Annotated in this window: 29 protein-coding genes and 1 other RNA gene; 9 read left to right on the top strand and 21 right to left on the bottom strand. The window is 62.9% G+C overall.

The window, feature by feature from the left end:
- Window positions 1–3: 3 nt before the first annotated feature.
- From LPB260_RS00500 to LPB260_RS00485, 4 genes are all read left to right on the top strand, one after another.
- Complete coding sequence (locus LPB260_RS00500; RefSeq protein WP_208706702.1) at window positions 4–468, top strand: response regulator; 465 nt, start codon at window positions 4–6, stop codon at window positions 466–468.
- Window positions 465–3695, top strand: a complete 3231-nt coding sequence (locus tag LPB260_RS00495) for an EAL domain-containing protein (RefSeq protein ID WP_208706701.1) — start codon at window positions 465–467, stop codon at window positions 3693–3695. The genes LPB260_RS00500 and LPB260_RS00495 overlap by 4 nt, the downstream gene beginning before the upstream one ends.
- A gap of 101 nt (window positions 3696–3796) precedes the next feature.
- Window positions 3797–4246 (top strand): MarR family winged helix-turn-helix transcriptional regulator, encoded by a 450-nt coding sequence (locus LPB260_RS00490; RefSeq protein ID WP_208706700.1) that lies wholly within the window; start codon window positions 3797–3799, stop codon window positions 4244–4246.
- A gap of 533 nt (window positions 4247–4779) precedes the next feature.
- On the top strand, window positions 4780–5208 hold the full coding sequence (locus LPB260_RS00485) for an organic hydroperoxide resistance protein (RefSeq protein WP_208706699.1): 429 nt from the start codon (window positions 4780–4782) through the stop codon (window positions 5206–5208).
- A gap of 131 nt (window positions 5209–5339) precedes the next feature.
- Here the strand turns inward: LPB260_RS00485 and LPB260_RS00480 are convergent, their stop codons facing one another.
- Together LPB260_RS00480 and ftrA are read right to left on the bottom strand one after the other, a co-directional pair.
- Complete coding sequence (locus tag LPB260_RS00480; RefSeq protein WP_208706698.1) at window positions 5340–6488, bottom strand: acyl-CoA dehydrogenase family protein; 1149 nt, start codon at window positions 6486–6488, stop codon at window positions 5340–5342.
- Window positions 6489–6613: 125 nt separating this feature from the next.
- On the bottom strand, window positions 6614–7621 hold the full coding sequence (gene ftrA / locus LPB260_RS00475; protein WP_208706697.1) for a transcriptional regulator FtrA: 1008 nt from the start codon (window positions 7619–7621) through the stop codon (window positions 6614–6616).
- 92 nt (window positions 7622–7713) lie between these two features.
- Between ftrA and LPB260_RS00470 the strand changes: the two genes are divergently transcribed.
- On the top strand, window positions 7714–8157 hold the full coding sequence (locus LPB260_RS00470) for a rhodanese-like domain-containing protein (protein WP_208709983.1): 444 nt from the start codon (window positions 7714–7716) through the stop codon (window positions 8155–8157).
- Between the two features lie 11 nt (window positions 8158–8168).
- Entirely contained in the window at window positions 8169–8636 is a 468-nt protein-coding gene (locus LPB260_RS00465; protein ID WP_256625639.1) for a GNAT family N-acetyltransferase, read from the top strand.
- Here the strand turns inward: LPB260_RS00465 and recR are convergent, their stop codons facing one another.
- The 3 genes from recR to dnaX form a co-directional block, all read right to left on the bottom strand.
- Entirely contained in the window at window positions 8637–9236 is a 600-nt protein-coding gene (recR, locus tag LPB260_RS00460; protein ID WP_208706695.1) for a recombination mediator RecR, read from the bottom strand.
- Between the two features lie 148 nt (window positions 9237–9384).
- Window positions 9385–9711, bottom strand: a complete 327-nt coding sequence (locus tag LPB260_RS00455; RefSeq protein WP_208706694.1) for a YbaB/EbfC family nucleoid-associated protein — start codon at window positions 9709–9711, stop codon at window positions 9385–9387.
- A gap of 79 nt (window positions 9712–9790) precedes the next feature.
- Window positions 9791–11920 carry a DNA polymerase III subunit gamma/tau gene (gene dnaX / locus LPB260_RS00450; protein WP_208706693.1) on the bottom strand — a complete coding sequence of 710 codons (2130 nt, stop codon included), beginning with the start codon at window positions 11918–11920 and terminating at the stop codon, window positions 9791–9793.
- 468 nt (window positions 11921–12388) lie between these two features.
- Between dnaX and LPB260_RS00445 the strand changes: the two genes are divergently transcribed.
- Window positions 12389–12610, top strand: a complete 222-nt coding sequence (locus tag LPB260_RS00445; RefSeq protein WP_208706692.1) for a hypothetical protein — start codon at window positions 12389–12391, stop codon at window positions 12608–12610.
- Between the two features lie 72 nt (window positions 12611–12682).
- Window positions 12683–12970, top strand: coding sequence for a DUF3509 domain-containing protein (locus LPB260_RS00440; RefSeq protein WP_208706691.1), 288 nt, complete (start codon window positions 12683–12685; stop codon window positions 12968–12970).
- 114 nt (window positions 12971–13084) lie between these two features.
- Here LPB260_RS00440 and LPB260_RS29205 read toward each other — a convergent pair whose 3' ends face one another.
- A complete protein-coding gene (locus tag LPB260_RS29205; RefSeq protein WP_371926152.1) occupies window positions 13085–13228 on the bottom strand; it encodes a hypothetical protein in 144 nt (47 codons plus the stop codon).
- Window positions 13229–13370: 142 nt separating this feature from the next.
- Window positions 13371–13467, bottom strand: an RNA gene (ffs, locus tag LPB260_RS00435) — signal recognition particle sRNA small type.
- A gap of 317 nt (window positions 13468–13784) precedes the next feature.
- Between ffs and LPB260_RS00430 the strand changes: the two genes are divergently transcribed.
- Window positions 13785–14063, top strand: coding sequence for an HU family DNA-binding protein (locus LPB260_RS00430; protein ID WP_208706690.1), 279 nt, complete (start codon window positions 13785–13787; stop codon window positions 14061–14063).
- Between the two features lie 60 nt (window positions 14064–14123).
- Here LPB260_RS00430 and LPB260_RS00425 read toward each other — a convergent pair whose 3' ends face one another.
- From LPB260_RS00425 to LPB260_RS00360, 14 genes are all read right to left on the bottom strand, one after another.
- A complete protein-coding gene (locus LPB260_RS00425; protein ID WP_208706689.1) occupies window positions 14124–15170 on the bottom strand; it encodes a lipopolysaccharide assembly protein LapB in 1047 nt (348 codons plus the stop codon).
- Between the two features lies 1 nt (window position 15171).
- The gene (locus tag LPB260_RS00420) at window positions 15172–16140 is read right to left on the bottom strand and encodes a type II secretion system F family protein (RefSeq protein WP_208706688.1); all 969 of its coding nucleotides are present in this window, start codon (window positions 16138–16140) and stop codon (window positions 15172–15174) included.
- Window positions 16141–16170: 30 nt separating this feature from the next.
- Window positions 16171–17157 (bottom strand): type II secretion system F family protein, encoded by a 987-nt coding sequence (locus LPB260_RS00415; protein ID WP_208706687.1) that lies wholly within the window; start codon window positions 17155–17157, stop codon window positions 16171–16173.
- Window positions 17154–18587 (bottom strand): CpaF family protein, encoded by a 1434-nt coding sequence (locus tag LPB260_RS00410; RefSeq protein ID WP_208706686.1) that lies wholly within the window; start codon window positions 18585–18587, stop codon window positions 17154–17156. The genes LPB260_RS00415 and LPB260_RS00410 overlap by 4 nt, the downstream gene beginning before the upstream one ends.
- Before the next feature lie 3 nt (window positions 18588–18590).
- Window positions 18591–19811: an AAA family ATPase gene (locus LPB260_RS00405; protein ID WP_208706685.1), complete on the bottom strand. Its 1221-nt coding sequence runs from the start codon at window positions 19809–19811 to the stop codon at window positions 18591–18593.
- On the bottom strand, window positions 19805–20293 hold the full coding sequence (locus LPB260_RS00400; protein ID WP_208706684.1) for a TadE/TadG family type IV pilus assembly protein: 489 nt from the start codon (window positions 20291–20293) through the stop codon (window positions 19805–19807). The genes LPB260_RS00405 and LPB260_RS00400 overlap by 7 nt, the downstream gene beginning before the upstream one ends.
- The gene (locus LPB260_RS00395) at window positions 20293–20763 is read right to left on the bottom strand and encodes a TadE/TadG family type IV pilus assembly protein (RefSeq protein ID WP_208706683.1); all 471 of its coding nucleotides are present in this window, start codon (window positions 20761–20763) and stop codon (window positions 20293–20295) included. Before LPB260_RS00395 ends, LPB260_RS00400 begins: the two co-directional genes overlap by 1 nt.
- Window positions 20764–20876: 113 nt before the next feature.
- Entirely contained in the window at window positions 20877–22217 is a 1341-nt protein-coding gene (locus LPB260_RS00390; RefSeq protein ID WP_208706682.1) for a TadE/TadG family type IV pilus assembly protein, read from the bottom strand.
- Window positions 22218–22224: 7 nt separating this feature from the next.
- The gene (locus tag LPB260_RS00385; RefSeq protein WP_208706681.1) at window positions 22225–22497 is read right to left on the bottom strand and encodes a hypothetical protein; all 273 of its coding nucleotides are present in this window, start codon (window positions 22495–22497) and stop codon (window positions 22225–22227) included.
- A 15-nt stretch (window positions 22498–22512) separates the two neighbouring features.
- Window positions 22513–23964, bottom strand: a complete 1452-nt coding sequence (locus LPB260_RS00380; RefSeq protein WP_208706680.1) for a type II and III secretion system protein family protein — start codon at window positions 23962–23964, stop codon at window positions 22513–22515.
- A 65-nt stretch (window positions 23965–24029) separates the two neighbouring features.
- Window positions 24030–24839: a Flp pilus assembly protein CpaB gene (gene cpaB / locus LPB260_RS00375; RefSeq protein WP_208706679.1), complete on the bottom strand. Its 810-nt coding sequence runs from the start codon at window positions 24837–24839 to the stop codon at window positions 24030–24032.
- A gap of 12 nt (window positions 24840–24851) precedes the next feature.
- Complete coding sequence (locus LPB260_RS00370) at window positions 24852–26174, bottom strand: AAA family ATPase (RefSeq protein ID WP_208706678.1); 1323 nt, start codon at window positions 26172–26174, stop codon at window positions 24852–24854.
- A gap of 16 nt (window positions 26175–26190) precedes the next feature.
- A complete protein-coding gene (locus tag LPB260_RS00365; protein WP_208706677.1) occupies window positions 26191–26709 on the bottom strand; it encodes a prepilin peptidase in 519 nt (172 codons plus the stop codon).
- A gap of 51 nt (window positions 26710–26760) precedes the next feature.
- Window positions 26761–26937: a Flp family type IVb pilin gene (locus tag LPB260_RS00360; RefSeq protein ID WP_208706676.1), complete on the bottom strand. Its 177-nt coding sequence runs from the start codon at window positions 26935–26937 to the stop codon at window positions 26761–26763.
- Between the last annotated feature and the right edge of the window lie 4 nt (window positions 26938–26941).

The raw sequence follows: 26941 nt of genomic DNA, 5'->3' as shown, positions 1-26941 counted from the left end.
CTTATGACCCACAAGACCTCGCAGCCCATCCACATCCTGATCGCCGACGACGACCCGGATGATTGCCTGCTCCTCACCGAGGCGCTGCGCGAGTGCAGTGTGAACAATCAGGTGCATTTCGTTCACGATGGCGAACAGCTGATGGATTACCTGCATCATCGCCCGCCCTATGAGGACGCACAGAAATATCCCTTGCCGGGCTTCCTCCTGCTCGACCTGAACATGCCACGCAAGGACGGTCGCGAGGCCCTCGCGGAGATCAAGTCGGACCAACGCCTGCACAGCATACCGGTGGTGGTGTTGAGCACCTCCAGCAGCAGGGAGGATGTTCTGGAAAGCTACGAAAGTGGCGCCAACGCCTACCTCACCAAGCCCACCAGCTTTTCCGGCCTGCGCGATGTCGCCCAGACCCTGGGCCGTTACTGGCTGGAGCTCGCGGAATTGCCGGTGGTGCATCAGAACCGATGACGAATCAACGCTCCCTGCGCCTGTTGCTGATCGAGGATGATGAGGACGACTACCTGATCACCCGCGACCTGCTCGGCGATGCCAAGCAGCTGCGCTGCCAGTTGGACTGGGTCAGCCACTATGAGCAGGCGCTGGACACCATCCGGCGCCAGGAGCACGACCTCTACCTGGTTGATTACCGCCTCGGCGCCGAGAGCGGCCTGGACCTGATTGCCGCGGCCCAGGCGGAGAACGTGCAGACGCCCTTCATTCTCCTCACCGGCCAGGGCGATGATGAGCTCGATGCCTATGCCATCGACATGGGCGCCTCGGATTATCTGGTCAAGGGCCAGTTCGATGGCCGTAGCCTGGCCCGCAGCATTCGCTATGCCCTGAGCCGGGCGCAATCGCGCAGCGCGCTCAGCGACAGCCAATCACGTTATCGGCTGCTGTTCGATGCCAACCCCCAGCCCATGTACGTGTTCCACCGGGAAAGCCTGGCGTTTCTGGCGGTCAACCAGAAGATGCTCGATGTCTATGGCTATTCGCAGGAGGAGTTTGCCGGCATGACCGTGCTGGACATACGCCCTGCGGATGAGCGCAGCCGCCTGCTCACCGGCTCTGGACAGCTCATAGAGGCTTCACCGCTGGCCGAAGACAGACCCTGGGTCCATAGCCTCAAGGGCGGCAGGCAGATACTGGTGGAAGTCACCTGGAGCGAGATCGACTTCAATGGCCTGCCGGCCTACCTGGCGCTGGTGAAGGATGTTACCGAGCAGGTCCGTTCGCAAGAGCAGGCCCAGCGCAAGGACCAGGCATTCCGCCAACTGCTGACCGACAGCCGCGATGCCATGCTGGTGGTGGATGCTGGAAACATCGTGCGCTACGCCAATCCGGCCGCCGAGCAACTCCTCGGAGAGAGTTTCGCCCAACTACAGGAACACCATCTCGATCTCGCCGTGACACCCGGCCAGCTCCGCGAGTGCCGCGTGCCGCTGGCAGACGGCAGGACCCTGGACGCCGAAGTGCAGTGCTCGCAATCGGAATGGGACGGTCAGCAGATGCGTCTGCTTTCGCTGCGCGACATCGGCGCGCGGATCGAGTCGGAAAAACAGTTGCGGGTCCTGCGACGCAGCCTGGAGGCCACCTACAACGGCGCACTGATCTGCGATGCCCAGGCCAGCGATCTTCCGATCATCTATGCCAACCCGGCGTTCGAACGCATCACCGGCTATAGCGCAGCCGAGGTGATTGGCCAGAACTGCCGTTTCCTGCAAGGCAGCGAGCGAGATCAGCCTGTCATCGATGATATCCGCCAGGGCCTCAAGGAAATCCGTGAAACCCACGTGGTGCTGCGCAACTTCCGCAAGGACGGCACGCCGTTCTGGAACGCCTTGTACATAGCGCCGGTTCCGGATGAACAGGGCAGAATCACCCACTTTATCGGCATCCAGAACGACATTTCCGAGCAGAAGAACTTCGAGTCCCAGCTGGCCTACAACGCCAGCCACGACGTGCTCACCGGCCTGCCCAACCGCTCGCTGCTGGAGGATCGCCTGGTCCAGGGCTGTCAGATCAGCCGGCGCTACCAGCGCAGCCTGGCGGTCATGTTTATCGACCTGGATGGCTTCAAGCCGATCAACGACAGCATGGGCCACAGCGCCGGCGACCAGATTCTGGTCGAAGTGGCCAGGCGCATGAACCAGCAGGTGCGCCCCGGCGACACCGTGGCGCGCCTGGGAGGCGACGAGTTCATCGTCATCCTGCCGGATCTGGCCCGCGAAGAGGATACCCTGCTGGTCGCCGACCGGATCATCGCCAGCATCGCCCAGCCGTACAAGGTGGCCGGTATCGAGATGCACATCACCGCCAGCATCGGCATCACCCTGAGCGACGGCACCACCGAGCCGCCGATGGCCCTGATCCAGCAAGCCGATCTGGCGATGTACAAGGCCAAGCAGCAGGGCCGCAACAACTACCAGTGGTACACCCAGGACCTCAACCAGCGGGTCAACGAGCGGGTCACCCTGCGCAACGAGCTGCAAAAAGCCATCGAGGCCGAAGCCTTTCAGCTGTACTACCAACCACAGATCGATGGCCGCAGCGGCCGCGTCGTGGGTTACGAGGCCCTGCTGCGCTGGCAGCACAGTGAACTCGGCTTCATCTCCCCGGCCGAGTTCGTGCCGGTGGCCGAAGATACCGGGCAGATCATCCCGCTCAGCGAGTGGGTCCTGCACACCGCCTGCCGAGAGGCCCGCGCCCTGCTCGATAAGGGCTGGAGCGGCCGGGTGATGGCGGTGAACATCTCGCCCATCCAGTTCCAGCGCTCCGGTTTCGTCGACACCGTGCGCGCCGTGCTGGAGGAAACCGGCCTGCCGCCCGAGCTGCTGGAACTGGAGCTTACCGAGTCCGTCCTGCTGGACAACGCCGAGCGGGCGATCTTTGTCCTCCATGCCCTGAAGGACCTTGGCGTGAGCCTGGCGATCGACGACTTCGGCACGGGCTTCTCCAGCCTGAACTACCTCAAGCGTCTGCCGATCGACAAGATCAAGATCGATCGTTCCTTCGTCCAGGAGGTCATCAGCGACAGCACCGACGCGGCGATCTCTCTAGGCATCATTTCCATGGCCCACCACCTCAAGCTCAAGGTGGTCGCCGAAGGGGTGGAGACCGAACCCCAGTACGCCTTCCTGAAGAAGAACCACTGCAACGAGTTCCAGGGTTTCTACTTCGCCAAACCCATGCCGCTGCCACTGCTGGAGGAGTTTCTCCGAGCGCAGCGAGACGGAGTGCCGGGGCGCTTGCCCTTGGCCGCGGAGGACAGCAATGAGCAAACCCTGCTATTGCTCGATGACGAAGAAAACATCCTGCGCGCCCTGACTCGCGTCCTGCGCCGCGATGGCTACCGCATTCTGACCGCCAACCGCGCCCAGGACGCCTTCGCCCTGCTGGCCAAGCACGAAGTCCAAGTGATCCTCTCGGACCAGCGCATGCCGGAAATGAACGGCACCGAGTTCCTGAGCCGGGTCAAGGACCTCTATCCGCATACCATCCGCATCGTCCTGTCCGGCTATACCGATCTGAAGTCGGTGACCGACGCGATCAACCAGGGCGCGATCTACAAGTTCCTCACCAAGCCCTGGGATGACGAGCAGCTGCGCGCCACCGTAACCCAGGCGTTTCAGCACCACAGGCTCGGCCAGGAGAAGGAGCACAGCGTGGCGCCTCCGGATGAACAGCCGTCCTAGAACAATCGGCGCACCGGTGCGTCGTCACCAAGAGTTCGCTTGGCATCGCGTCCTTTAGCGCGATAAATTGTTCGCCTTATCCCTCGCCTCCGGAGTGCCGCATGGCCTCGCCAGACACCTGCGCCGAGCTGCAGCTGGACAATCAGCTGTGCTTCGCCCTCTATTCCACATCCCTGCTGATGACCAAGGTGTACAAGCCGCTGCTGCAGGAACTCGGCCTGACCTACCCGCAATACCTGGCGATGATGGTGCTGTGGGAAGGCGACGGCCTCACCGTTAGCGAGATGAGCGCGCGCCTGCTGACCGACCCGGGCTCGGTCACGCCCCTGCTCAAGCGCCTCGAGGCCGACGGCCTGCTCGATCGCGTTCGCAGCAGCGCCGACGAGCGCGTGGTCGAGCTGCACCTGACCGACAAGGGCCGCGCCCTGCGCGAGCGAGCCAAGCGCATCCCCGGCTGCATCGTCCAGGCCAGTCGTCGCTCTGCCGCACAACTGACGGCGCTCAAGGAAGAATTGACTGCGCTGCGTAGCAGCCTGCAGGAGATGCTCTAAAGCCGCGGCAGGCGGTCGATGCACGCGGCTGCGCCTCCACACCGCTCCCAACGGCGAGCGACACCGCACTCCGCCTTCTCGGACGGAACGCCCCCCCAGCGTAGAGCCCGCTAACGCCGCCTCCCCTGCAGCGCAAAAACCCGCGCTCAAGCGGCACTCCGAGAGATCGCTTATTCCATAAGCGCCTGGTGTTATAGCAAAAAAGACCGGCAATTATCTTGCGCACAATATTTATTCGAGCTAACTTTCTTTCCGTGATTTTTGCTTGCGCACAATCCTTTAGTCAGCAAGGCAATCTGAGGAACAAGTCTACGCCAAGCGCCCCGCCAACCGGAGAGCCGGATACCCCCATGAAGAGCATGACTACAGAAGCCAGCCACTGCGCACGCTCAGTCGCGGCAAGCCTCGCCAGCAGTCAACCGCGCTTGCAGGACATCCGTGGGGCCGGAGTTAGCGCGAAGGTTATTCGTCACACCACAGCAGAACCCGCTCAGCCAGTAGATCCACCTACCCCAGCACAGAGGAACAACCACATGTCGATCGAAACCATTGCTTACCGCGCCTACGCAGAAGCCACCGGCGGCCGTGACGGCCGCGCCATTTCATCCGACGGCGTACTCGACGTCGCCTTGTCCACCCCGAAAGAACTCGGCGGCGCCGGCGGTGCGGGCACCAACCCTGAGCAATTGTTCGCCGCCGGCTATTCGGCCTGTTTCATCGGCGCGATGAAGTTCGTCGCCGCCCGCGACAAGCTGGCGATCCCCGCCGATGCCTCCATCGAAGGGGTGGTCGGTATCGGTGCGATACCCAACGGCTTCGGCATCGAGGTCGAGCTGCGCATCAGCCTTCCCGGTCTGGATCGCGCGCAGGCACGCACGCTGATCGAACGAGCGCACATCGTCTGCCCCTACTCCAATGCCACCCGCGGCAACATCGATGTCACCCTGACCCTGGTCGACTGAACCAGGTAACGCAGTGGGGCGCTCGTCCGCGAGCCCCCACCCATCCAAAGCATCCGCTTTTGCCGCCGCGCCGGCGCATAGCGCCAGGGTCTCGTCGTCCGACGGACCACCTCCACTCACAACAACTGCGGCTAGAGCCCCATCTGCTTGGCGATGATCTCGTTCATGATCTCCCGCGTGCCGCCGCCGATGGAGAGGATGCGACTGTCGCGGTACAGCCGCTCGACCAGACTTTCACGCATGTAGCCCATCCCCCCCAGCATCTGCACGGCATCATGGGTCACGCGATCGGCGATATCGGTGGCGAAGTTCTTGGCCATGGAGATTTCCTTGATGACGCTCTGCCCCGCCGCCATTTTCGCCGCCTGGCGATAGGTGAACTCGCGGGACACCTCCAGCTGGGTGGCCATCTCCGCCAGGCGGTGCTTGAGCACCTGGAACCTGCCAATCGGCTTGCCGAAGGCCTCGCGTGACCTTGCCCAGCTCAGGGATTGTTCCAGCGCGAGCTGCGCGGTCATGTTGGCCATGATCGCCAGCGCCAGTCGCTCGCTCTGGAAGTTGGCCATGATGCAGGCGAAGCCGGCATTCTCCGCGCCGATCAGATTGCCCAAGGGAACCCCGCAGTCGTCGAAGAACAGCTCGGCAGTGTCCGAGGCCCACCAGCCCATTTTCTTCAGCTTGCGCCCCACGCTGAAGCCGGCAGTGCCCTTCTCGATCAGCAACAGGCTGATTCCGCCGAAGCCATCGCCGCCGGTGCGCACCGCCACCGTGTAGTAATCGGCACGCACGCCGCTGGTAATGAAGGTCTTGCTGCCGCTGACCCGGTAACAGTCGCCGTCGCGCACCGCACGGGTCTTGAGATTGGCCACGTCGGAGCCGCCGGATGGCTCGCTAACCGCCAACGCCATGATCTTTTCCCCAGCCAGCACCTGGGGCGCCACCCGGTCGCGCAGCGCCGGCTGGGCCCACTTGAGCAGCGGCGGTAGGCCGATATCCAGCGAGCCCAGTCCCGCCACCAGCCCGCCCGAGCCACAACGCATCAGCTCCTCGCTGGCCGCCACCTTGGCGAAGATGTCGCCCTCGTGGCTGCCGCCGAAGCGCTCCGGATAGCCAATGCCCAGAATACCGGCCGCACCGGCCTTGAGATAAAGCTCACGGGGAAACTCCTCCGCCTCCTCCCAGTCGTCTACGTGAGGCAATATCTCGCGCTCGACGAAGCGTCGCACCGAATCGCGGATCAGCTGATGGGACGGATCGAAGTAATCGGGCAAGGCAGGCATGGTCGGCTCCGTGGACAGGCACCCTCGCAACCTAACCGAGCGCTTGCTTGGTTATCAAGCCGGGATATCGGCCATAACGGCGGGCGATTCGTCCGGTCGCCGACCAACGCACGGCCGATGCACCTTCACGCGTCGCCAAGCGCCGCGGTATCCAAGGCTAGCAAGGCAGCCTCCTGACTCGCGCCGAAGCGTTCACGGTAGGCACTCGGCGCCAGGCCCACACTGCTACGGAAGGCGCTCCGGAAGCTCTCCACCGTGCGAAAGCCGCATTGCTCGGCAATCCACTCGATGCTCTGCCTGCCACCCTCCAGCAAGGCCCGGGCACGGATCATCCGCTCGTGTTGCAACCAGGCCTTGGGCGTCAGCCCGGTGGCCTGACGAAAACGGCGCAGGAAGGTGCGCTCGCTCATCGCCGCGCGCTGCGCCAACTCGCTTACCGCCAGTGGTGCCTCCAGGCGCTGCCGTGCCCAGTCGAGCAGCCCGGACAGATCGTGACGCGCGAGTTTTGCAACCGGTGCGGGAATGAACTGCGCCTGCCCACCGGAGCGCTGGGGCGCCATGACCAGGCGCTGAGCCACACGGTTGGCCACCTGGCTGCCAAAATCGCGCGCCACCAGGTGCAGGCAGGCGTCGATGCCCGCCGCGCTGCCGGCCGAAGTGATCAGTTGCCCGGCATCGACATAGAGCACCTGGGGGTCGACCTCGATCCGCGGGTAGCGCTGCGCCAGCTCCTCGGTATAGCGCCAATGGGTCGTGGCACTGCGGTCATCCAGCAGACCGCTGGCGGCCAACACGAACACCCCTGAGCAGATCGACAGCAACCGGGCACCGCGCCCGTGGGCCTCGCGCAGCGCCTGAAGCAGCTCCACCGGCGGCAACTCGGCGCGATCTCGCCAGCCGGGAATGACGATGGTGCGCGCCTCGGTCAGGGCTTCCAGGCCGGCATCCGCCAGCACCTGGATGCCGCCCATGGCGCGCATGGGGCCGACCTCCAGGCCGACGATACGGTGGCGATACCAGGGAAAATCGAACTCCGGGCGCGGCAGCCCGAATATCTCCACGGCGATGCCGAATTCGAAGGTGCACAGGCCATCGTAGGCGAGGATGGCCACCAGGCCGGGGTCGTTGCGCATTGGCGGAAAACTTCCGATCACTGTCCGAGACGCCACTGTAGCCGAGTCCAGACGCTGGATACAGTGGCCGCACACACCACCCAAGGAGCCACATCATGAGCCCGGTCAGCCAACACCCAGCCGCCTCCGCCGCCGTCGCGCTGATGCACTTCAGTCAGCGCCTGAGTTTCGAGACCGACTGTTCGGACGTCCATCACAGTCTGCAGAGCGGCGCAGCCGACTTCGTGCTGCTCGACGTGCGCAACGAAGCAGCCTACGGTGCCGGCCATCTGCCGGGCGCAATCTGCCTGCCCCATCGGCAGATCGACGCCGATCGCCTGGCCGCCTACCCGCGCGACACCCTGTTCATCGTTTACTGCGCCGGACCGCACTGCAACGGGGTGCACCGTGCGGCGGTACGCATTGCCAGCCTGGGTTATGCCGTGAAGGAAATGCTCGGCGGGGTGACCGGCTGGCTCGACGAAGGCCTGAGCCTGGTCGTGGACGACGAAGGCGTTGTCGCGACAACTGCAACCGGCGTCGCCTGCGCATGTTGAGGCACGCCTTGGTGCGCCGTGCCAGGCCAGCGGATGCACCGCAGTTGCTGGGGCTGATGCGGGAGCTGGCGGCGTTCGAGGACTACCTGACGAGCTTCGCCGTCGACGAACCGGCACTGAAACGGCGGGCCTTCGGCGACGAGGCACAGTGCCAGATATTCGTTGTCGAACGCGAGGCTGCACTGCTCGGCTACGCCGTGGCGCTGACGATCCCGTTCACCCACGACCTCCGCCCCACCGTGCGCCTCAAGGAACTCTATGTAAAGGAGGGCCAGCGAGCCCAAGGGCTGGGCAGGAAACTGCTGGGCGCCGTGGCGAACTGGTCACTGACCGAGGGCGCCGGGCGCCTGCACTGGGACGTACTGGCCGGCAACCGGCGCGCGCAAGCGTTCTACCGACGCCAGGGCGGTCGTCCGGTGAGCAAATGGCTTGCCTACGAAATGGATGACGCGGCGCTGCGGCTACTGCAGCAGGACTGATCAGAGATTGATCGGACGCCGTCCGGCCAGGGCGTGGGCCAGGGTCCCGCCATCGACCAGCTCCAGCTCCCCGCCGAGCGGCATGCCATGGGCGATGCGCGAGGCGACCAGGCCTTTGCCAGCCAGCAACTGCGCGATGTAGTGGGCGGTGGCCTCGCCTTCCACGGTCGGATTGGTCGCGAGTATCACTTCGCTGAAGCTCCCCGCCTCGACACGCGCCAGCAGCTCGGGGATACCGATGGCCTCGGGACCAAGACCATCGAGTGGTGACAGATGGCCCTTGAGCACGAAATAGCGCCCACGGAAACCGGTCTGCTCCACCGCGTAGACATCCATCGGACCTTCCACCACGCACAGCAGGCTGTCGTCGCGCCGCGGATCCAGACACAGGTGGCACAGCTCGTCTTCACTGAGCGTGCGGCACTGCCGGCAATGGCCCACGCCGTCCATTGCCTGGGTCAAGGCCTGGGCCAGGCGCACCGCGCCACTGCGGTCGCGCTCGAGCAGGTGCAGGGCCATGCGCTGGGCCGTCTTTTGCCCGACACCCGGCAGAATGCGCAAGGAGTCGATCAGGTGGCGAATCAGTGGGCTGAAGCTCATGGCGAAACTCGACTACTACGGGTGGGTTGATCAGCTGGCGCTGCGCAATGAACCGCGCAGGCGGGAGGCTCGGCTTCCACGAGCCGGGCATCCATGCCCAGCGCACACCGGGGAATTCCCCCCAGGTGCACTGGCGGGAGGCGGCGAATCAGAATGGCATCTTGAAGCCCGGCGGCAGCTGCATACCGGCGGTCATGCCGGCCATCTTGTCCTGGCTGTTCTGCTCGACCTTGCGCACGGCATCGTTCACCGCGGCGGCGATCAGGTCTTCGAGGATTTCCTTGTCTTCCTGCATCAGGCTGTCGTCCAGGCTGACGCGCTTGACGTCGTGGCGACCAGTCATCACCACGCTCACCAGGCCGGCGCCGGATTGACCGGTCACCTCGGCGTTCGCCAGCTCTTCCTGCATCTTCTGCATTTTTTCCTGCATCTGCTGGGCCTGCTTCATCAGGCCGGCCATGCCACCTTTCATCATGGTGCTAGTCCTCGTAATCGGGGTTTGAGTTCGACATGCTCACGCCAGAGGGTACTTTACGCCCTGGCCGCAGCAGGTCCTAGGTATCTATGGGTTCGATGCTGTCCGCACGGATGCTGGCGGCGAACTGCTGAATCATCTGTTGGACCAGGGGGTCGTTATGGATCGACGCCTCGGCTTCGCGCTGACGATTGGCACGCTTGCGCGCCGCGGCCTGCGCGGGGGTCTCCTGCTCGGGCTGGCGTAGCTCGATCTGCAGCTTCAACTCGCGCCCATGAAACTGGTTCAGGGCATCGTTCAGGCGACGCTGCTGGGTGGCGTTAAACAACGCGCTGTGCCCGGGATCCAGATGCAACAACCAGTTGTCGCCCTCTACCGCGATCAGCGTGCAGTTGGCGCCAATGCTGCCGGTCATCCCGGACAGACCGAGCTTGGGAAACAGCTCCAGCCATTCGGCAGCCAGGCCGGTGGCCGGCTGCGCGGCCGGTGATGGTTCTACCTCCGCAGGAAGCGTTGGCGCCACCGACTCGAAGTCGTAGTCGAAGGACTCGGCATCCATCTCGACATAGTCGTAGTCCCCTGGCGGCGGCTCATCGTCGCGCTCGGCGGCGAACGGTGGACGATCGTCAGTCGGCGGCGAACCGGCCGCCTCGATCACTGGCTCCGGCTCGGTCTGTTGAGCTTCAGGCTGCTCTGCCTCCGCTTCTGCCTTCACCTCTGCCTCTGAAGCTGCAGGCGACGAGACGGTAGCGGACTGCGTCTGCGGCTCCTCCCAAGGCAGATCTATGACCGGCTCCGGCACTGCCGTCGGCGCGGCCAAGGCCGGCTCCGTAACAGGTGCAGGCGCTGGTTCGACTGGAGCGGGTGCGGCAGCAACGGCAGCGGCGGCTGGCGCAGGCGCAAGCACCGGTGTCGGCACTGCGACCGGGGCAACCGACGCGGCTGAGGGTGCGGCGACCGTCTCCGGAGCGGATTCGACGACAGGTGTCGGCTCGACACTGACAGGCTGCACGCCGGCAACCGGCGCAGGCATGCCGGCGCCGGCCACTGGGTTGTTTCGGGGATCAGCAGTGGCCTGGCTAATCCCTAGCGGCTTTAGCGGCACCCTCGGCGCGTCACCGCCGTCCGCCGGGCGGAATGCCAGCATGCGCAGCAGCACCATCTCGAAGCCGCTGCGTGGGTCCGGCGCCAGCGGCAAGTCGCGCCGGCCGATCAACCCCATCTGGTAATAGAACTGCACGTCCTCGGCAGGCAATGCCTGGGCCAGGGCCAGCACCCGGTCGCGATCGCCCTGCCCATTGTCCACCGCCTCAGGCAGTGCCTGGGCGATGGCCACGCGGTGCAGGACATTGAGCATCTCCGCCAGCACGCCGTTCCAGTCCGGCCCCTGCTCGGCGAGGTGGCGCACGGCATCGATCACTCCACGGGCATCGCCCTCCAGCAGCGCATGCAGCACGCCATACACCTGCCCGTGATCCAGGGTGCCGAGCATGGCCCGCACATCGGCAGCCAGCACCTTGCCTTCACCGAAGGCGATGGCCTGGTCGGTCAGGCTCATGGCGTCGCGCATCGAGCCATCGGCCGCGCGGCCGAGCAGCCAAAGGGCGTCCTCCTCGAAGGGGATGCTCTCGGCGCCAAGCACGTGAGTAAGGTGCTCGACCACCCGCTCCGGCGGCATGTTCTTCAGGGAGAACTGCAAGCAGCGCGAGAGGATGGTCACCGGCAGCTTCTGCGGATCGGTGGTGGCCAGGAGGAATTTGACGTGAGGCGGCGGCTCCTCCAGGGTCTTGAGCAGCGCGTTGAACGAGTGCGAGGAGAGCATGTGCACTTCGTCGATCAGGTAGACCTTGAAGCGCCCGCGGCTCGGCGAATACTGCACGTTGTCCAGCAGCTCGCGGGTATCTTCGACCTTGGTGCGGCTGGCGGCGTCGACTTCGATCAGATCGACGAAGCGGCCTTCGTCGATTTCCTTGCACACCGAGCAGACGCCGCAAGGCGTCGAGCTGATGCCGGTTTCACAGTTCAGGCACTTGGCAATGATCCGCGCGATGGTGGTCTTGCCCACCCCGCGGGTACCGGTGAACAGATAGGCGTGGTGCAGACGCTGGCTGTCGAGGGCGTTGATCAGCGCCTTGAGCACATGGGTCTGGCCGACCATTTCGCGAAACGAGCGCGGACGCCACTTGCGTGCAAGAACCTGATAACTCATCGAAACCCGTCACGAGAGGAAAGCATTGAAGTGGGCTAATGCTAACGGAGCATGGGGCAAATTGCATCCGATGGACAGACCCGAAGCGGCCTCGTGGCCGATCGAGCCCAGATATAACTGGAATAAAATTGACCAGGCGGTTAACATCCACGCCGTTCGTACCACGCTGCAAGTCAATCGGGCCTCCCTGCCCCACGATGGTTCCCAGGTGAAAGCGTGCATCCGCCTATCAAGCGGTACCGCACAGATACCCTCCCCGACCCACCCTGCTGACTGATCAGGCCGTCTCGCCCAAGCGCAGACTGTCGCCTGCCTCCGAAGTACCGACCCGTTCAGGCGCCGAAAAAGCGGAGCCTGCTCGTGCAACTTCGCTCCTACCGGAATCTTCCTGCCTGCCCGACGGGCCGGCGCCTGGAGCTTTATCTGCGCAGTGACGCGCTCGCTAGTTTTTAGGAATTACCCAGAATTATGAACACTCAACACCAGATGCAGGCTGCCGTTCGCACCCTGTCCCAGGCTTTTGCCCCGCTCGACTGCCGCATCCTGGCAACGCGCAAAGGCAGCTTCAGCTTTACCGTCGTCAACCAGGCAGGCATCGCCCGGCACAGCCAGCGCCTCTACCCGGGGCAATACAGCGACGAATCCCTGCAACAAGTGATACACCGCGCACGGCAATCGCTGCAGGCCTGATGCCCGATTGGCATTGAACTTAGCCGCAATGCTATGGTCAGAGCTTGTCACCCTCAGGATGGAGTATTGGTCATGGACAACCCCAATCAACAATTCGTCGATCAGCTGTTCGCCCCCCTGCGGGCCAACTTCGGCGCGCCACGACCGGACGGCAGCATCGTCTTGTCCCTGCTCGACGAAAGCGACGCCACCGCATACAGCCGCGTACTCAACACCGCGCAATTGACCGATCCACAGGCCTTCGCCCAAAGCCTGGAGGACATCCGCCTGGAACTCGCCGTGCGCTCCGGCAGCATCCCGGCGGAAATGCGCAAAGCCCTGAAGGAACAGGACAGCGTGCTCAGCTACCAAACACCCTGAGGCACCACGACCGTAAAAAGCCCCGCCTAACGCGGGGCTTTTTATTGTGCGCAGAAAGGCGCAGCCAACTGGCCACTTGCTTACCACCAGCCTCCTAGGCACCGCGCAAGGAATCTAGCCCTGGAATGCCTGGGTATATCGCTGCTGAACCTGCAAGAGTAACTCCCGCCCACGGATCAACACTTGGCGCTTGCAGCGTGCCTGCAGCGAACGACGGATCTCAGAACAGGGGAAAAACGGGCGCAGAGCTCCAGGCACCACGATCCTGAAATAGAAGATCGAGTGGCGGGATAACCAGATGCAAGAAGGGACATAAGACACGGTGGATCACCCTATGGATCACTGGCGTGATCAGAGCGAAAAACCGTTAGGAATCAAGGATATACGATATGGAGGTGGACCCCACCAGCCACACCCCGGCACACAATGTCACCGCTGCGGCTGCTCCCTTCCGGGCCTGACCGGGTTCACGGCTGATCGTTGCGGGGGGACCGGCAGGGCCACCATAACGTTGCCCACCAGGCGGCGGGCCGCGCCATTGTACCGGCTTGTCTCGAACTTACAACTGCTTCAAGCACTTACGATACAAAACTGGCCTGCTGCCGGCGAAACCATGGCACCGGCAGGCAGCTTGCGGAGTATCGGGTGAATACAGGTTCGCGAGAGCGGCCAACGCTGGAATGACCACCTTGGCGCCCGCCCACAAGGCGGGATGCGATTCACCACGGCGCATATCCGGCGGTGCCAGCGAGGCGAAATCGCAGTACCCTGCGCGGGGCATTTCAGCGCCACACCTCAATCAAGGAGCAACAATATGGCCATGACCAAAGACCAACTGATCAGCGACATCGCGGAAGCCATCGACACGCCGAAGGCCACAGTGCGCGCCGCGCTGGAGCAACTCAGCGAGATCGTCAGCGATGCCCTGGAAAACGGCGACGAGATCACCCTGCCCGGCATCGGCAAGCTGAAGGTCAGCGAGCGCCCGGCCCGCACCGGACGCAATCCGCAAACTGGCAAGGCGATCGAGATCGCGGCGAAGAAGGTCGTCAAATACGTCCCGGCCAAGGCGCTGACCGACGCAATCAACTGAGTTGACGGGATCGCGCAGGCCGAGGGTTCAGCCTGCGCCACTTCACGAATACAGGGTCGCTCAGGGCGTAGCCACTACCGTGACGGCTGCGCCCGGCGCGCCCACCGCCGGCTCGACAGCCGACTGGGCACCGCCCATCTGGCGAATGCGCCTGACCTGCTGGATTCGATTCAAGTTCTCCCAGGCACTGGCATAGTGCGCAGGCGACTGTTCGATGGCGCTGCGAAAGAACTGCTCGGCCAGATCCAGCTTGCCCTCCACCAGGCATATATAGCCAACATCGTTGCTCGCCTGTGCCCGACTGCCGACCTGCTCCAGGGCGGAGATGGCCTCCTCGTAGCGCTCCATCCGCGCCAGTAGCAGGCCATAGTTGCGCCACAGGGGTTTGTAGGCGGCGTCGAAGTTGATGCCACGCTGATAGAGCTGCTCCGCTTCCGGCCATTGCCCCGCCAAGTAATGGGAATAGCCCAGGCTGTTCTGCACCAGCGCCGAACGCGGCTCGATAAGCATGGCCAGACGATAGTAGGCCCCGGAAAGCTGGAAGTCGTTACGCAGATCAGCGAGCACCCCCAGGCCGTTGTAGAGCTTCAACGGCGACTGACTGTCAACTTTGAGTGCGTCCGCATCCGGCATAGCGGTGTCCCGGTCCAGCCCCAGACGATACTGGTCCAGCAGGAGCGCCTTGGACAGCAACTCCTGCGCTTCTGCCTGACGGCCCTTGGCCAGTTGCAACAGGCCCATCTCGGTCAGGGCGTCTATGTTTTCAGGCGCGTTGGCCAGCACATCCTTGAAAGCCATGGCGGCCAGCTCGGTATTGCCGCGCTCGCGGTGGATGCGGCCAATCCAGACCAGTGCCGGATAGTGTTGCGGGTCCAGTTCGATGGCGCGCAGGTAGAGGAACAACGCCTGGTCCAGATCGCCGGCCTGGTAGGCCATGGCAGCTATCTGCATGGCCTGCTCGGCGGTGGTCGCCTGTTTCTGCACCTGGTACAGCACTGAATTGCCGCCGGAGTAGACTGAGCGGGTGTTTACCGCCGACTCCGGCCCCATGGTCTGGCATCCCGACAACACGGCCGTCATGGCCAGCAGCAGACTGATCCTGTTCATCTCATACCTTCCCGAAGACTTTGAGCACCCCAATGATTGCAGGGCCGATGGCGACCAGAAAAAAACTCGGCCACAGGCACAAGATTAGTGGGAATACCAGCTTGGTGCCGATTTTCGCCGCGGTCTCCTCGGCTTTCTGGGTGCGCCGGTCGCGAAACTCCTCCGCATATATACGCAGCGTAGCGGCTACACTGGTGCCGAAACGGATGCTCTGCGCCAGCAGGCTGACCAACCCCTGGATGTCCTCCAAACCCGTGCGGTCGGCCAGGTGCTTGAGTGCCTCGGTGCTGGTAATACCAGCCCGGATTTCCGCATTGACCAGGGCCAGTTCCACCGCCAGCTCTGGCTGGCTCACCGCCATCTCGTCGGCAACCCGCTCAATGGCCTGGGGCAAGGCCAACCCCGATTCCACACAGACCACCATCAGGTCCAGAGCATCGGGAAAGGCCACCAACAATCGGGTCATACGTGCCTGTTTGCGTTTTTCGACATAGATAGCTGGCACGAGCCAGCCGGCCGCGACGGCCGATGCCACCAAGCCAAAGCCCATAGCCAAGGACAACTCGGGAACCAGCGGCAGAGCCATTAGCGTCAGGGCCAGTAGCACCAGCGGTAACAGCAGGCGGACTGCCCAGTAGGTCTGCACTGCAGCGGGTGAGCGATAACCGGCATGTGTCAACAGGGTACGGGTCGCAGAGTCCTGCCCCTGCTCATCGGGGGTGAACCGCTGGCCCACCTGCTCCAGCATCAATTGCAGGTTGCTCGGTGCCCCGTGCCCTGCGCTCTCCCCGCCATGCCCGCGCTTGATCAAGGCCAAGCGACGCTGAACCGGATCCTGTAAACCCATCACCAGTAAACTCACCGTGACCAGGACGAGCACCACGCTGAGGCCGATGGCACCGACGAACAGCAGGCGCGCCGCTTCTTCGTTCTCCACCACTCGGTTAAGCAGACTAAGCAGATAGTCCATGACTAGTTCCTCCCCGGCGACCGCCGCTGGCTAGACCTGAATCCTGATGATCTTGCGGATCCAGAAAATCCCGACCAGCATGGCGGCGAAGGCCGCCATCACCAGTTTCTGACCAATCGGCTCCTTGATCAGCAAGGGTAGATAGGTCGGGCTCGAAACCACGATCGCCGCAGCCAACACGAACGGCACGGCCACCAGCACCCAGGCGGACATGCGCCCTTCGGCCGACAAGGTTTTGACTTTTCGTTGAAAACGGAACCGCCCGCGGATCAGGCTGCTCAAGCGTTCCAACACCTCGGTCAAGTTGCCGCCGGTATCCCGGTGGATGAGCACTGAGGTCACCAGCATCATCACCGTCATACTTGGCATGCGTTCGAGCAGACCCAGCATGGCCCTACGCACGTCGTTGCCATAGTTGATATCGGAGAAGGTCAGGCCGAACTCGTGCGCTACGGGGCCTTTGTGCTCCTCGGCCACCAGTTGCAGGGTTTCGTTGAACGGGTGGCCGGCGCGCAGCGCTCGGCATATGGCGTCCAAAGCATCCGGCAGGCCCTCCTCGAACTGGGCGAAACGCTTGGCACGATCACTGGCGATCTTTAGCACCGGCATCCAGCAGACGATCAGGGCAGCCGGCAGTGCCAGCCACCAGAGTCGGGTGAACAACCACAGCAGCACTCCCGCTGCCACGCCCAGCAGCAGCCCAAGCAACAGCACGCGATAAGCACGATAACCATGACCGGCCTGCTCGATCATCTGCGCCAGGGCCTCCATGGCCGGCAACTGTTCCAGCTTGGCCTCCAGCGGTGACAGGCGCCGCAGATACTTCTGTCGCAACACTGTCTGCATATTAGGCAGATCGCTAGCTTGCTCCAGTACATGCAGGCGAGAACGGATGCGTTTGCGTACCTTTCCCGCCTCGCCGAACACTGGCACTACCAGCCCCTGACTGAGCAGAAAGACCGCGGCGAACACCATACCGAGGAAAGCCAGAATGAATTCACTGGGAATCTGGTTCATGACTGTTCCTCCATCCATTCCGGGCGGAACAAGGTCAGCGGCAACTCGATGCCGCGCTTGGACAATACGTCGCGAAATGCCGGCACCATGCCGGTCGGGCGATAGTCGCCGAGCACTTCGCCCTGCTCGCCCATGCCACGGCGGACGAAACCGAATATCTCGGTCATGGTGATGATATCGCCTTCCATGCCGTTGATTTCCTGCACACTGACCAGGCGGCGCTTGCCGTCCTCCTGACGCTCCAATTGGATCACCACATCGATCGCCGAGGCGATCTGTTGGCGCAATGCTTTCATCGGGAAGGTGGCGCCGGTCATCGACACCATGTTCTCGATGCGGCCCAGGGCGTCACGCGCGGTGTTGGCGTGGACGGTGGTCAGGGAGCCGTCGTGACCGGTATTCATGGCCGTCAACATGTCCAGGGCCTCGGCGCCGCGCACCTCGCCGATGACGATACGGTCCGGGCGCATGCGCAGGCTGTTGCGCACCAACTCGCGCTGGTTGACCTCGCCGCGACCCTCGATATTCGACGGGCGGGTTTCCAGGCGCACCACATGGGGCTGCTGCAGCTGCAGTTCGGCGGAGTCCTCGATCGTGACGATCCGTTCGTTGTGCGGAATGAAGCTGGACAACACATTGAGCATGGTGGTCTTGCCGGTACCGGTACCGCCGGACACCAGCACATTCATCCGCCCCCGCACTATGGCCTTGAGCACCAGGGCGATGGCCGGGGTCAGGGTCCCCATCTCCACCAGGCTATCGGTATTGAGCAGGTCCACCGCGAAGCGGCGGATCGACATGCTCGGCCCATCGATGGCCAGCGGCGGGATGATCGCGTTGACCCGCGAGCCGTCTTTCAAACGTGCATCGACCAACGGCGAGGACTCATCGATGCGGCGCCCCAGGCTGGAGACGATGCGGTCGATGATGTTGAGCAGGTGCTGATCGTCGCGAAAGCGCACATCGGTGCGCTGCAGCTTGCCGTGTCGTTCGACATAGACAGAGGCATGCCCGTTGACCAGGATGTCCGAGACGCTGTGATCGGCCAGCAACGGCTCGAGTGGGCCGAGGCCGAGCACCTCATCGGTGATCTGCTTGATGATCACTTGCCGGCTGCTGCTGGTCACAGGAGCCGAGTGCTCCTCTAGGAGCCGCTGGCTGAGCTCGCGAATCTGCCGTCCGGCCTCCGCCGGCTCCAGCGAGTCGAGCAGCGACAGGTCCATGACCTTGAGCAGCTGTTGATAGATGCGCTCGCGCCATTGGACTTCCATCGGGTTGAGCTGGGTGCGGGTTTCGTAGATGGCATCCGGCACACTAGCCTCCCAGGCCATCGCCGCGCCCAACTCACCAATCACTTGCTCTTCCTGGGGCGCAGCTTGGGCATTTTTGCCGGCCTGCTGGCGCAGCCGATTACGAAATTCACTGAGCATGGTCTACCCCCTGAACAGTCGGTCGAAGGTACGTTTCAGCAAGCCCTGCTCAGCTGCTTCGGTGCCAAGCAATTCCTGAGTCAACTCGCGTATCCCCAGGGTCACCGGAGCCCTGGGCGCATGGAGGTCGAGCGGTACGCCGGTATTCTGGCTTTCGCTGACCACGGCAAAGTCATTGGGCAGTTTCTGCAATTCCGAACAGCGCAACGACTCGGCCACATCCCTGAGGCTGACCGGCGCTGCCTTGTCGTAGCGATTGACTACCACCTGAAAACGGTTGTTCTGCACACCGAGGTCGTCGCGCATGATGCGCATCAGGCGGGTCGCGTCCTTTAGATGGCTTAGACTTTGCTGCACCAGGATGTAGACGTGATCGGACTGTTCCAGTGTGATACCGGTGAGATGGTCGATCTGCCGCGGCAGGTCGACCACGACCCAGTCGTAGGTACTGCGTGCGAGACGCAGCAGCGCCTCGAGCTGCTCCAGCCGTACATCCTGAGGCAAGCAAAACTCCCCTGCACGCCCACCCAGCACATGCAAGGTGTGGCTGAAATGGCTGCAGAAGCCGCGCAAGGCGACGCTGTCCATTTCCTCGATCTGTTGCAGCACCTCAACATGACTGTGCGCCGGCACCACATCCAGGCAATGGGCAACGCTGCCAAACTGCAAGTCCAGATCCAACAACAGTGTGCTGCCACCTCGTACGCTGAGTTGCTGGGCCAGATTGCAAGCCAGCAGGGTGGCACCCGAGCCGCCCTTGGCATTCATCACCGCGACCAACTTGCCGTTGGCAGCCTGCCCGGCTGGCGTCTCCTGAATCATCCGACCCAAGGCAGCAAGGAGATCATCGGCGGCCAACGGCTCGGGCAAGAAATCCCGGGCGCCAGCCTGCATCGCCAGCCGTATTCCTTCGTGCTCCTCCAGCGGACCACAGATCAGGAACGGCGGTCGTTCATGGGCTGGCCTCTGCAGCAGGGCCGCCAACTCCTCGCGCCACAGATGACTGACCCGCAGCAGCAGAAAATCTGGCATGCGTTCCAGGCCGTACAACGGATCGGCATGGCCGTTACTCACCAGGCGCGTGGTCACCTGCAGGCTGGAAATACGCTCACTCAGGGTTTTCAGGTGATTCAGAGCCGTGGCATCACGGCTGCTGATCAAGAGCTGCAACCGCTGCTTACTGGAAGCACGGCGCACTGGCATAACCTCTTTGGATGTCAACATGATGTGTTACCCCCGTCGCCATCGGAACCAAGGCTTTCACGAGGCAAAATCGCCCTAAACACCGGCAAAGTGATGGCCCCGCCCAGCGGTGGCGGTATCAACAGGGTGAAGGGAAAATCTTCCACGCTGAGTTGGACGAAGCGGATAGAACTCAGGTTCGCAGGATCACCGGGATTGGCCACCACGGCACCGTTCTCATCCAGATAGGTCAGGCTCAGGTCACTGGTTCGCAGGCTGGCGATCAGCGGGCTCGCACTGCTGTCCCCTGCGTCATTGAAGATCGCCCGCTGCTTCACTGTAGACTCATCGCTTATGGCACATACCGCTGCGAGCCGCGCGCCTCGGCGCACCACCTCGTCCAGTGCATTGACGGTAAATAACAGCCGCCCCATTTCCAGCACGCCGAACAACAGTGTGAAAAGAAGCAAGCCGATGATGGCGAACTCCACCACGTAGACACCCTGCATGCGCTTCTTATTCATCACAGAGCCCTCATGACAACGGTGGAGTTCAGCGCAATATTCAAAGGGATCGACGAGCCGAAAAATGTTGGCAACGCATTGCCGATAACCGGGCGAAAGGTATAGGTGATGCTAACGCGCACGTGCTCGGCACCCACTGAGCTGACCTGCACGTCGCCTGTACTTAGATCTGGCACCACGGACGCATAGCCGCTCGGGTTGGCCGGCACACCGTAAACGGCGACGTTCTTGGTTCTGGTTTGCAAATCGCCACTCAGTTCGATCTGCCCAAGTGTGGCGTTCCAGGCCTGTCCGGCGACGTAGCGGCCGGCGTCGCGGCTGGCCTGCTGCAGGTTGTTGTAGTGGTAGAGCAAGCGTCCGAACTCGCCGATGGCCAGCAACAGCAACAGCAACAACGGCAAGGCGATGGCGAACTCCACCATGGCTACGCCTCGTTGCGTATGAAGCGGCTTGAATGCACTAGTGCTCATCGCTCACCTCTATTCAAAAAAATTGGCCCACTGACCGGCTTGCCCTGCATTACCGTCAGCAGCCCCAGTTGCTCGGGTTGCTTCCTGCCGTCAACAGGCGCCAGCGACAATCCCTACGAGTCGGGGCTCGGCGTCGTGGGCGTTAGATAGGTCTTGTATAGCTGGATGATCTTCGGCCCTACGTCATCCACCACCGGTCCCGGCACGCTATCCCCTGCGCAATCCATCACGAACTGGCCGAAGATCTGCGCCTGGTTGCCCTGCTGGCTGACCGTCTGGAGCAGGAAGAAACAGCCGTAGCCCAATACCGGTACCGAGGTCTGCCCACCGGAAACACCGTTGCAGTTGCCGACCACAATCTTCAGCAAACGCCTCTCTGCTACGCCATTGGCTTCGCAGCCATCTGGGCAGTCGGCCACGCTCCTCATCCAGTCGTTGTAGCCGCGCACACTCCAGTTGCCCGCAGTCAGATCACCGTTATTCGATGTGACCGGCTGGTTCCGGTGCTCCACCCGAGGCGGTGACGCGCGATCGTTGTAGGTCATCCGGGGCGTGGTGAAACTGATCACCTTATCCGGCGGATAGTCGCCCGGACTGATCGGCCCGGAGTACTGACCAAGACGGGTGTTCAATCCCTGGGCCACCGGCCCCACTGTATTGCCCGGCTCTGTTTCCACGGGCTCACCCGGGGTCAGGCAGTGATTGATGCCCCCAGCCAGGGCCTCGCGGACATCCCTGGCGCCGCTCATTTCGTCCAGGCGAAGCAACTGGAAGTTGCCGGGACCAATTGCTGGGGCATCGCCCGCTGCACTCTTCAGCACCTCCAGATCGCCAAACCGATAGCCCCAGAACATGTCGTCTTCTGGCCGATACTGGTTCGGGTCGCCACACACAAGTAGTGGGGTGAGCTCGCAGGGCGCGGTCTGGCTTGGTCCGGCAGTGGCGATAGCCGCCACTGCCTTGTCGGCTAAATTGCCAGCGCCAAACGCCTGGGCGAAACCCCAGAAGAAACCGGGCAGCGAGTAGTCCGCTACCGTGACCCGAACGAAGCGAGCATCCACCGGCCCTGGAAAGATGAACGGTCCTTCGACATTGGTAGCCAACTCCACCTGCGCGAATGCACCGATGCCGCCGGCTGCCGCGATCGCCGCCGCCAGTTCACCATTGCCACTGGCGTTGGCATTGAGCGACAGGGTGTTCAATGCGGCATCGCGCGCCTGGCTGGAAGCGTTGCCGCTGCCCATGACCTGACTCAGGGTCTTGGCACCACTGAGGGCGGCGGCATCCACGGCATTCTGCAGGCGCGCCTTGTTAAGCATCATGTGCCCACCGTCCAGCGCCAGGGCGGACATGAGCAACATGGATGCCAAGGCCACCACGATCAGCACCATCACCGCTCCTCGCTGACGCAGCGGCAAGCTGGTGAACGGCCGTTGCATGCAGGGTTTCATCATCCAACCCTCAATTGCTGATATTGATCTGGATTGGCTGGCCGACCTGCTGCGCGTCGCCGGTCACCCCGCGGTAGCCGTCCATCACCTGTTCGGTGAGGGGGCCATCGGTGCCGGCCTGGGCGACGTCGGTACCCGGGTTGGCCGCCCGCTCCTTGTCGGCGATCTGCTGGTACTGGGTCTGGTAGACGCTGTAACCCAACGTACCGACCCGGCCTTCTTCGTAGCTCATGCAGCCAGCCAGCGCAGCGAGCAGCAGGCTTAACGGAATCATGCTTTTCATGGTTACTGTCTCCTGCTAGTTGAGGTCATGGCCGAAACTGCCTTCGCTGACGCCAAGGCTGACGGGCACCGGACGATGCAATTGGCGCCCCTTGGTCTTGCCCATCAGGTAGAAATCCATGTCGCCCGGCTCGACGAATTTTTCGGTCGGCAGGCGCACGCTCCTGGCATCCACCGGCTTGGCCAGGTGCGGAGTGACCAGGATCACCAGCTCGGTTTCACCGTTGATGAACTCCTGGCTGCGGAACAGGTGGCCGATCACCGCGATATCGCCCAGACCGGGGAAGCGGCTGACGAAGTCACGGGTGTTCTCGCTGATCAGGCCGGCGATGGCGATGGTCTGGCCGTTGCCCAGCTCCACCGTGGACTGCGCACTGCGCTTGGTCAGCGCCGGTACCAGCAACGAGGCGCCGGCCTCCGCCGCGGTATCCACCACCAGGCTGTTGGCGGCCACCAGTTCGCTCACCGAGACGTTCAGCTTGAGGTTGATGCGTTCGGCATCGAGCACCACCGGAAGAAACTTCACGCCGACGCCGAATTCCTTGTACTCGATGGTGATGCCATCGTCGTCGGAGACCGGGATGGGAAACTCGCCGCCAGAGATGAACTCGGCCTGCTGCCCGGTCAGGGTGGTCAGGGTCGGTTCTGCCAGCACCTTGGCCGAACCGTTCTCCTTGGCCGCCTCGAGCACCGCATCGAGGAGGAAGCTCGCCGAAGTGAATTGGGCCAGGAAGCCCTTGTCCGGGCTCAGCAGACCGTCGACCAGGGAGGCGCTGTTGTTGAAGCCGCCCAGGCTCCAGTTGCCTGAATCACCGACGGCCAGGAAGCGCACGCCAAGGCGCTTGACCAGGCTGCGCTGCATCTCGGCCACCTTGACCTCGAGCATCACCTGCTGGGTGCCACCGACGCTGAGCAGGTTGATGACCTCCAGCGACTGGGTCGGCGCGGCCGCCGCGGCCTCGCCCTCGCCCTGCACCACACTGGCGGTCTGCGCGGTATAGGTCTTGGCCAGCTTGACCGCCGTGTCCATGGCCACGGCACTGCTGACCTGCCCACGCAGAACCAGCGCGCCTTGGGCGCTGAACACCTCGATGCGCTCGTTGGGCATCAACTGATGAAGCTTGCTCTTGAGCCCACCGAGGTCGTGAACCACCTCCAGATCCAGGCTGTCGATCAGGCGGTTGCGTCCATCCCACAGCAGCACGTTGGTGCTGCCCAGGGAACGACCGAGCAGATACAGCTGGGTCGGGCTGGTGATCAGAATGTCGGCGATCTCCGGATTACCTACCGAAACCTTCTTGACTGCCGCCCGGGTGGACAGGATCCGTGACTTGTAGATCGGCACCTGGATATTGCTGGTGTTGGCGGCCGGCATGGCCGTCACCTCCGCCGCCTCGACCTGGGCGAGCGGTATCAGCCAGGCGCCCAGCAGTGCGGCCATGGACGCTATTTTTAGAATGCTTTGCATATCCCTCTCCTTGCCTGACAGGTCGCTTGCCCGATCGCAGTAAGCTGGGCTTGAGCAGTCCGAGACTAGATCTGTACTTTCGTCACCTTGACGTCGGTACCGCGGATGATGGTGACGCCACCACCCTCCGCACGACGCCGCAGCACCCGCTTCACCGGAGCCGGGGCCGGCGCGGGAGCCGCGACCGGCTCCACTGCGGCGACGGTGGGTTCCGGCTTCTTCTGGTTGTCCAGCGGATTGCGCAAGGCCAGTTGCAGCTTGCCTTCGCTCTGCGCCTTGACCAGCACTTCGGCCTCTTCTCCAGTCATTTCCAGGGTGACTGCGCGTACCACCACCGGCTGGGTCTTGTCGGTACTGGCGGTCTGATCGACCGCCAGCACGCGCAAGTCTTCGAGAATGGTCTTGGATTCGGAGTCGTTGCCGTTGCCCACGCGCTTGGTGGCCAGCACATCGACCCGGTTGCCCGGCAGGAGGAAACCACCGACGCCGACCACATCGTCGACCCGAACGGTGACGGCGCGCTTGTCCGTTTCGATCAGCGAAGCCAGGGTGCTGCCGCCCAGGTGTTCGGCCAGCCGCGCTTCGCGCAGGATGTCGCCGCGCAGCATGCTGAAGGTGGCGATCTTGCCCACCACCATCTCAGGCTCGGCGAAGGAGTCGTCCGGTACCGTGCCCTTGGGCATGCGCACCACGGTGACCTGCTGGGGCTCGACCATCTGCCCGAACGGGATCTCGGTGGTGGCGACCACCACGTTCTGCAGGTTGTCATCGGGGCTGGCGTTGAGCCGGGCATCCAGCCAGTTGTTGGCCATCCAGGCGGCGCCCAGGCCGAGAACCAGGGAAAGCGTTACCAAGCCGAGAGTACGAGAGCTCATGTCTGTATCTCCTTATCCAAGAAAGTCGAGCTGAACGAAGTAGTTCTGCCAGGCCCACTCCAGCTCGCGTGGGGAAAGCGGGTCGGAACTGTCCAGGTAGCGCTGACGGTCCAGCGCCATACCCAACAGATCACGCGGATGGCACGGCACCAACGGCACGCCCTCGGTCTCGTACAAGCCTTGCAGGACATAGCGCAGCAGCAGCGGGTCATAGTCGATGCCCAGGCGCTCGGTTTCCTGGCGCCAGATGCGCTCGTATTCCTGCGGCTTGAGGTAGTCGAAGTGCAGCTTGTAGCCGATGCGCCGCAGGAAGGCCTCGTCGGCCAGCTCCAGCGGGTTGAGATTGGTGGAGAACAGCAGGATGAGGTCGAACGGCAGCTCGCAGTGACGGCCACCGCCGAGGTTGAGAAAGTCGCGCTTCTCCTCCATCGGCACGATCCAGCGGTTGAACAACTCGGCCGGCGCCATGCGCTGACGGCCCATGTCGTCGATGATGAACAGGCCGTTGCTGGCCTTTAGCTGCAAGGGTGCCTGGTACTGACGGCTGAACGGGTCGTAGCGAATGTCCAGCTGCTCCATGGTCAGCTCGCCGCCGGTGATCACCACCGGGCGCTTGCAGCACAGCAAGCGCCGGTCGATGCCTTCATTGAGCATCAGGCTGCCCTGCTGCTCTTTGTCATCGAGCAGTTGGTGCACCTGGGGATCGTAGATCTCGACCACCGCTTCGTTGATCGCAATGGCGTGAGGCACCCAGATGGCTTCGGCAAACAGCCGGATCAGGCGGCTGCTGATGTAGGTCTTGCCGGTACCGGCCGGCCCGTAAACCATGATGGCGCGGCCGGAGTTCATGGCCGCGCCCAGTTGATCGAGCATGGCCTCCGAGAGCACGACCCCGGCAAAGGCCTTGTGCATGTCGCGGGAGGTAATGCGGCCATGGTGAATGGTCTGCAGCTTGATCAAGGAGCGATAGGCGCTTACCGGAAAGGGCGCCGCGCCTATGTAGCCACTGCGCGCCAGGGCGTCGCGAGCGGCGCTGCGGCCACGCTCGGTCAGGCCATAGCGCAGCGTCTGGCCCCCTGTCTGCCCGAGCACCTCGACGCGCCCGTCCTTGCGCAGAAAGCCGAGCACTTCCTCCAGCACGGCGCCGGTCAGCGCCAGGCGCTTGACCAGTTGCGCCAGGTCCAGCACGCCGGCGTCGTGCAAGTGCTTGCACAGCAGATCGCCGAGAAAGTTGTCCGCCAGACCGGTGTCGCGAACCGTACGCGGTTGCGGCGCCAATCGTTGCACCGCCTCGCGTTGACTGGGATAGGCGCCGCTGTCGCTGATGGCATACATGACGGGCCTCCTAGGGCTATTGTCCTGTAGACAGCCAAAGCAGGCTGACCAGGGTTCCAATAAGTATCGCGATCGCATAGGGAAAGGGTTTACCGGCCACTTCCCCTTCAGCCGGAGGAAAGTAACTGCGAGCCCTCAACATCAATACATAACGCGAATAAGTTCTCAGTAACTCGCCACGCACCAGCACGATCAGGAGGCCACATATGCCGCCAGCCACCAGGCTGAACAGGGCTGCCCAAAGTGCGTCTAGCGGGCTTAGAAAGGCGCCGACCATGGCCATCAGTTTGACGTCGCCGGCGGCCATGGCGCCCAGAGCGTAGAGCGGTAAAAACATGCCTAATCCGACCAGCATGCCCAAGACACCATCGCCCAAGGCGCCCCCTCCCCCCCATAAAAACTGGCCGACCAGCCCTGTCACCAGACCAGACAGCACAAGTAAGTTGGGGATGCGGTGGCGGCGTAAGTCACTCGCCACCGCAATACTCAGCAGCCCAATTAGCAAGATAGCTGGTAACATCTGTTCCATAAGCATCGTTGCATTCCTTAGCCCCTTAGAAGTCACCAAGCACGGGAGTGACCGCACCTATAATGCTTGTTCTATATTGTTAATAACGCCTTCTACGGTTGTTCCCAACGTAGTAAAGGCTGTAACCACCGCCAGCGAAATAAGCCCACCGGCTACTGCATATTCCACAACGGTCAGGCCGTCCTCATCTTTCACGAACTTCATCACCGAAGTTTTGATATCTGCAAAAGTCATTTCG

It is taken from the genome of Pseudomonas sp. LPB0260 (assembly GCF_013388395.1).
This window is presented reverse-complemented; position numbering and strand designations above follow the sequence as displayed.

Coding starts and splice junctions, on each gene's coding strand:
- cpaB (WP_208706679.1), bottom strand. CDS start 24,839: ATGAGCTCTCGTACTCTCGGCTTGGTAACGCTTTCCCTGGTTCTCGGC.
- LPB260_RS00480 (WP_208706698.1), bottom strand. CDS start 6,488: ATGCCTGCCTTGCCCGATTACTTCGATCCGTCCCATCAGCTGATCCGC.
- LPB260_RS00490 (WP_208706700.1), top strand. CDS start 3,797: ATGGCCTCGCCAGACACCTGCGCCGAGCTGCAGCTGGACAATCAGCTG.
- LPB260_RS00360 (WP_208706676.1), bottom strand. CDS start 26,937: ATGACTTTTGCAGATATCAAAACTTCGGTGATGAAGTTCGTGAAAGAT.
- LPB260_RS00400 (WP_208706684.1), bottom strand. CDS start 20,293: ATGAATAAGAAGCGCATGCAGGGTGTCTACGTGGTGGAGTTCGCCATC.
- dnaX (WP_208706693.1), bottom strand. CDS start 11,920: ATGAGTTATCAGGTTCTTGCACGCAAGTGGCGTCCGCGCTCGTTTCGC.
- recR (WP_208706695.1), bottom strand. CDS start 9,236: ATGAGCTTCAGCCCACTGATTCGCCACCTGATCGACTCCTTGCGCATT.
- LPB260_RS00455 (WP_208706694.1), bottom strand. CDS start 9,711: ATGATGAAAGGTGGCATGGCCGGCCTGATGAAGCAGGCCCAGCAGATG.
- LPB260_RS00500 (WP_208706702.1), top strand. CDS start 4: ATGACCCACAAGACCTCGCAGCCCATCCACATCCTGATCGCCGACGAC.
- LPB260_RS00410 (WP_208706686.1), bottom strand. CDS start 18,587: ATGCTCAGTGAATTTCGTAATCGGCTGCGCCAGCAGGCCGGCAAAAAT.
- LPB260_RS00385 (WP_208706681.1), bottom strand. CDS start 22,497: ATGAAAAGCATGATTCCGTTAAGCCTGCTGCTCGCTGCGCTGGCTGGC.
- LPB260_RS00445 (WP_208706692.1), top strand. CDS start 12,389: ATGAACACTCAACACCAGATGCAGGCTGCCGTTCGCACCCTGTCCCAG.
- LPB260_RS00395 (WP_208706683.1), bottom strand. CDS start 20,763: ATGAGCACTAGTGCATTCAAGCCGCTTCATACGCAACGAGGCGTAGCC.
- LPB260_RS00390 (WP_208706682.1), bottom strand. CDS start 22,217: ATGATGAAACCCTGCATGCAACGGCCGTTCACCAGCTTGCCGCTGCGT.
- LPB260_RS00485 (WP_208706699.1), top strand. CDS start 4,780: ATGTCGATCGAAACCATTGCTTACCGCGCCTACGCAGAAGCCACCGGC.
- LPB260_RS00420 (WP_208706688.1), bottom strand. CDS start 16,140: ATGGACTATCTGCTTAGTCTGCTTAACCGAGTGGTGGAGAACGAAGAA.
- LPB260_RS00430 (WP_208706690.1), top strand. CDS start 13,785: ATGGCCATGACCAAAGACCAACTGATCAGCGACATCGCGGAAGCCATC.
- LPB260_RS00380 (WP_208706680.1), bottom strand. CDS start 23,964: ATGCAAAGCATTCTAAAAATAGCGTCCATGGCCGCACTGCTGGGCGCC.
- ftrA (WP_208706697.1), bottom strand. CDS start 7,621: ATGCGCAACGACCCCGGCCTGGTGGCCATCCTCGCCTACGATGGCCTG.
- LPB260_RS00495 (WP_208706701.1), top strand. CDS start 465: ATGACGAATCAACGCTCCCTGCGCCTGTTGCTGATCGAGGATGATGAG.
- LPB260_RS00370 (WP_208706678.1), bottom strand. CDS start 26,174: ATGTATGCCATCAGCGACAGCGGCGCCTATCCCAGTCAACGCGAGGCG.
- LPB260_RS00415 (WP_208706687.1), bottom strand. CDS start 17,157: ATGAACCAGATTCCCAGTGAATTCATTCTGGCTTTCCTCGGTATGGTG.
- LPB260_RS00425 (WP_208706689.1), bottom strand. CDS start 15,170: ATGAACAGGATCAGTCTGCTGCTGGCCATGACGGCCGTGTTGTCGGGA.
- LPB260_RS00405 (WP_208706685.1), bottom strand. CDS start 19,811: ATGTTGACATCCAAAGAGGTTATGCCAGTGCGCCGTGCTTCCAGTAAG.
- LPB260_RS00365 (WP_208706677.1), bottom strand. CDS start 26,709: ATGCTTATGGAACAGATGTTACCAGCTATCTTGCTAATTGGGCTGCTG.
- LPB260_RS00440 (WP_208706691.1), top strand. CDS start 12,683: ATGGACAACCCCAATCAACAATTCGTCGATCAGCTGTTCGCCCCCCTG.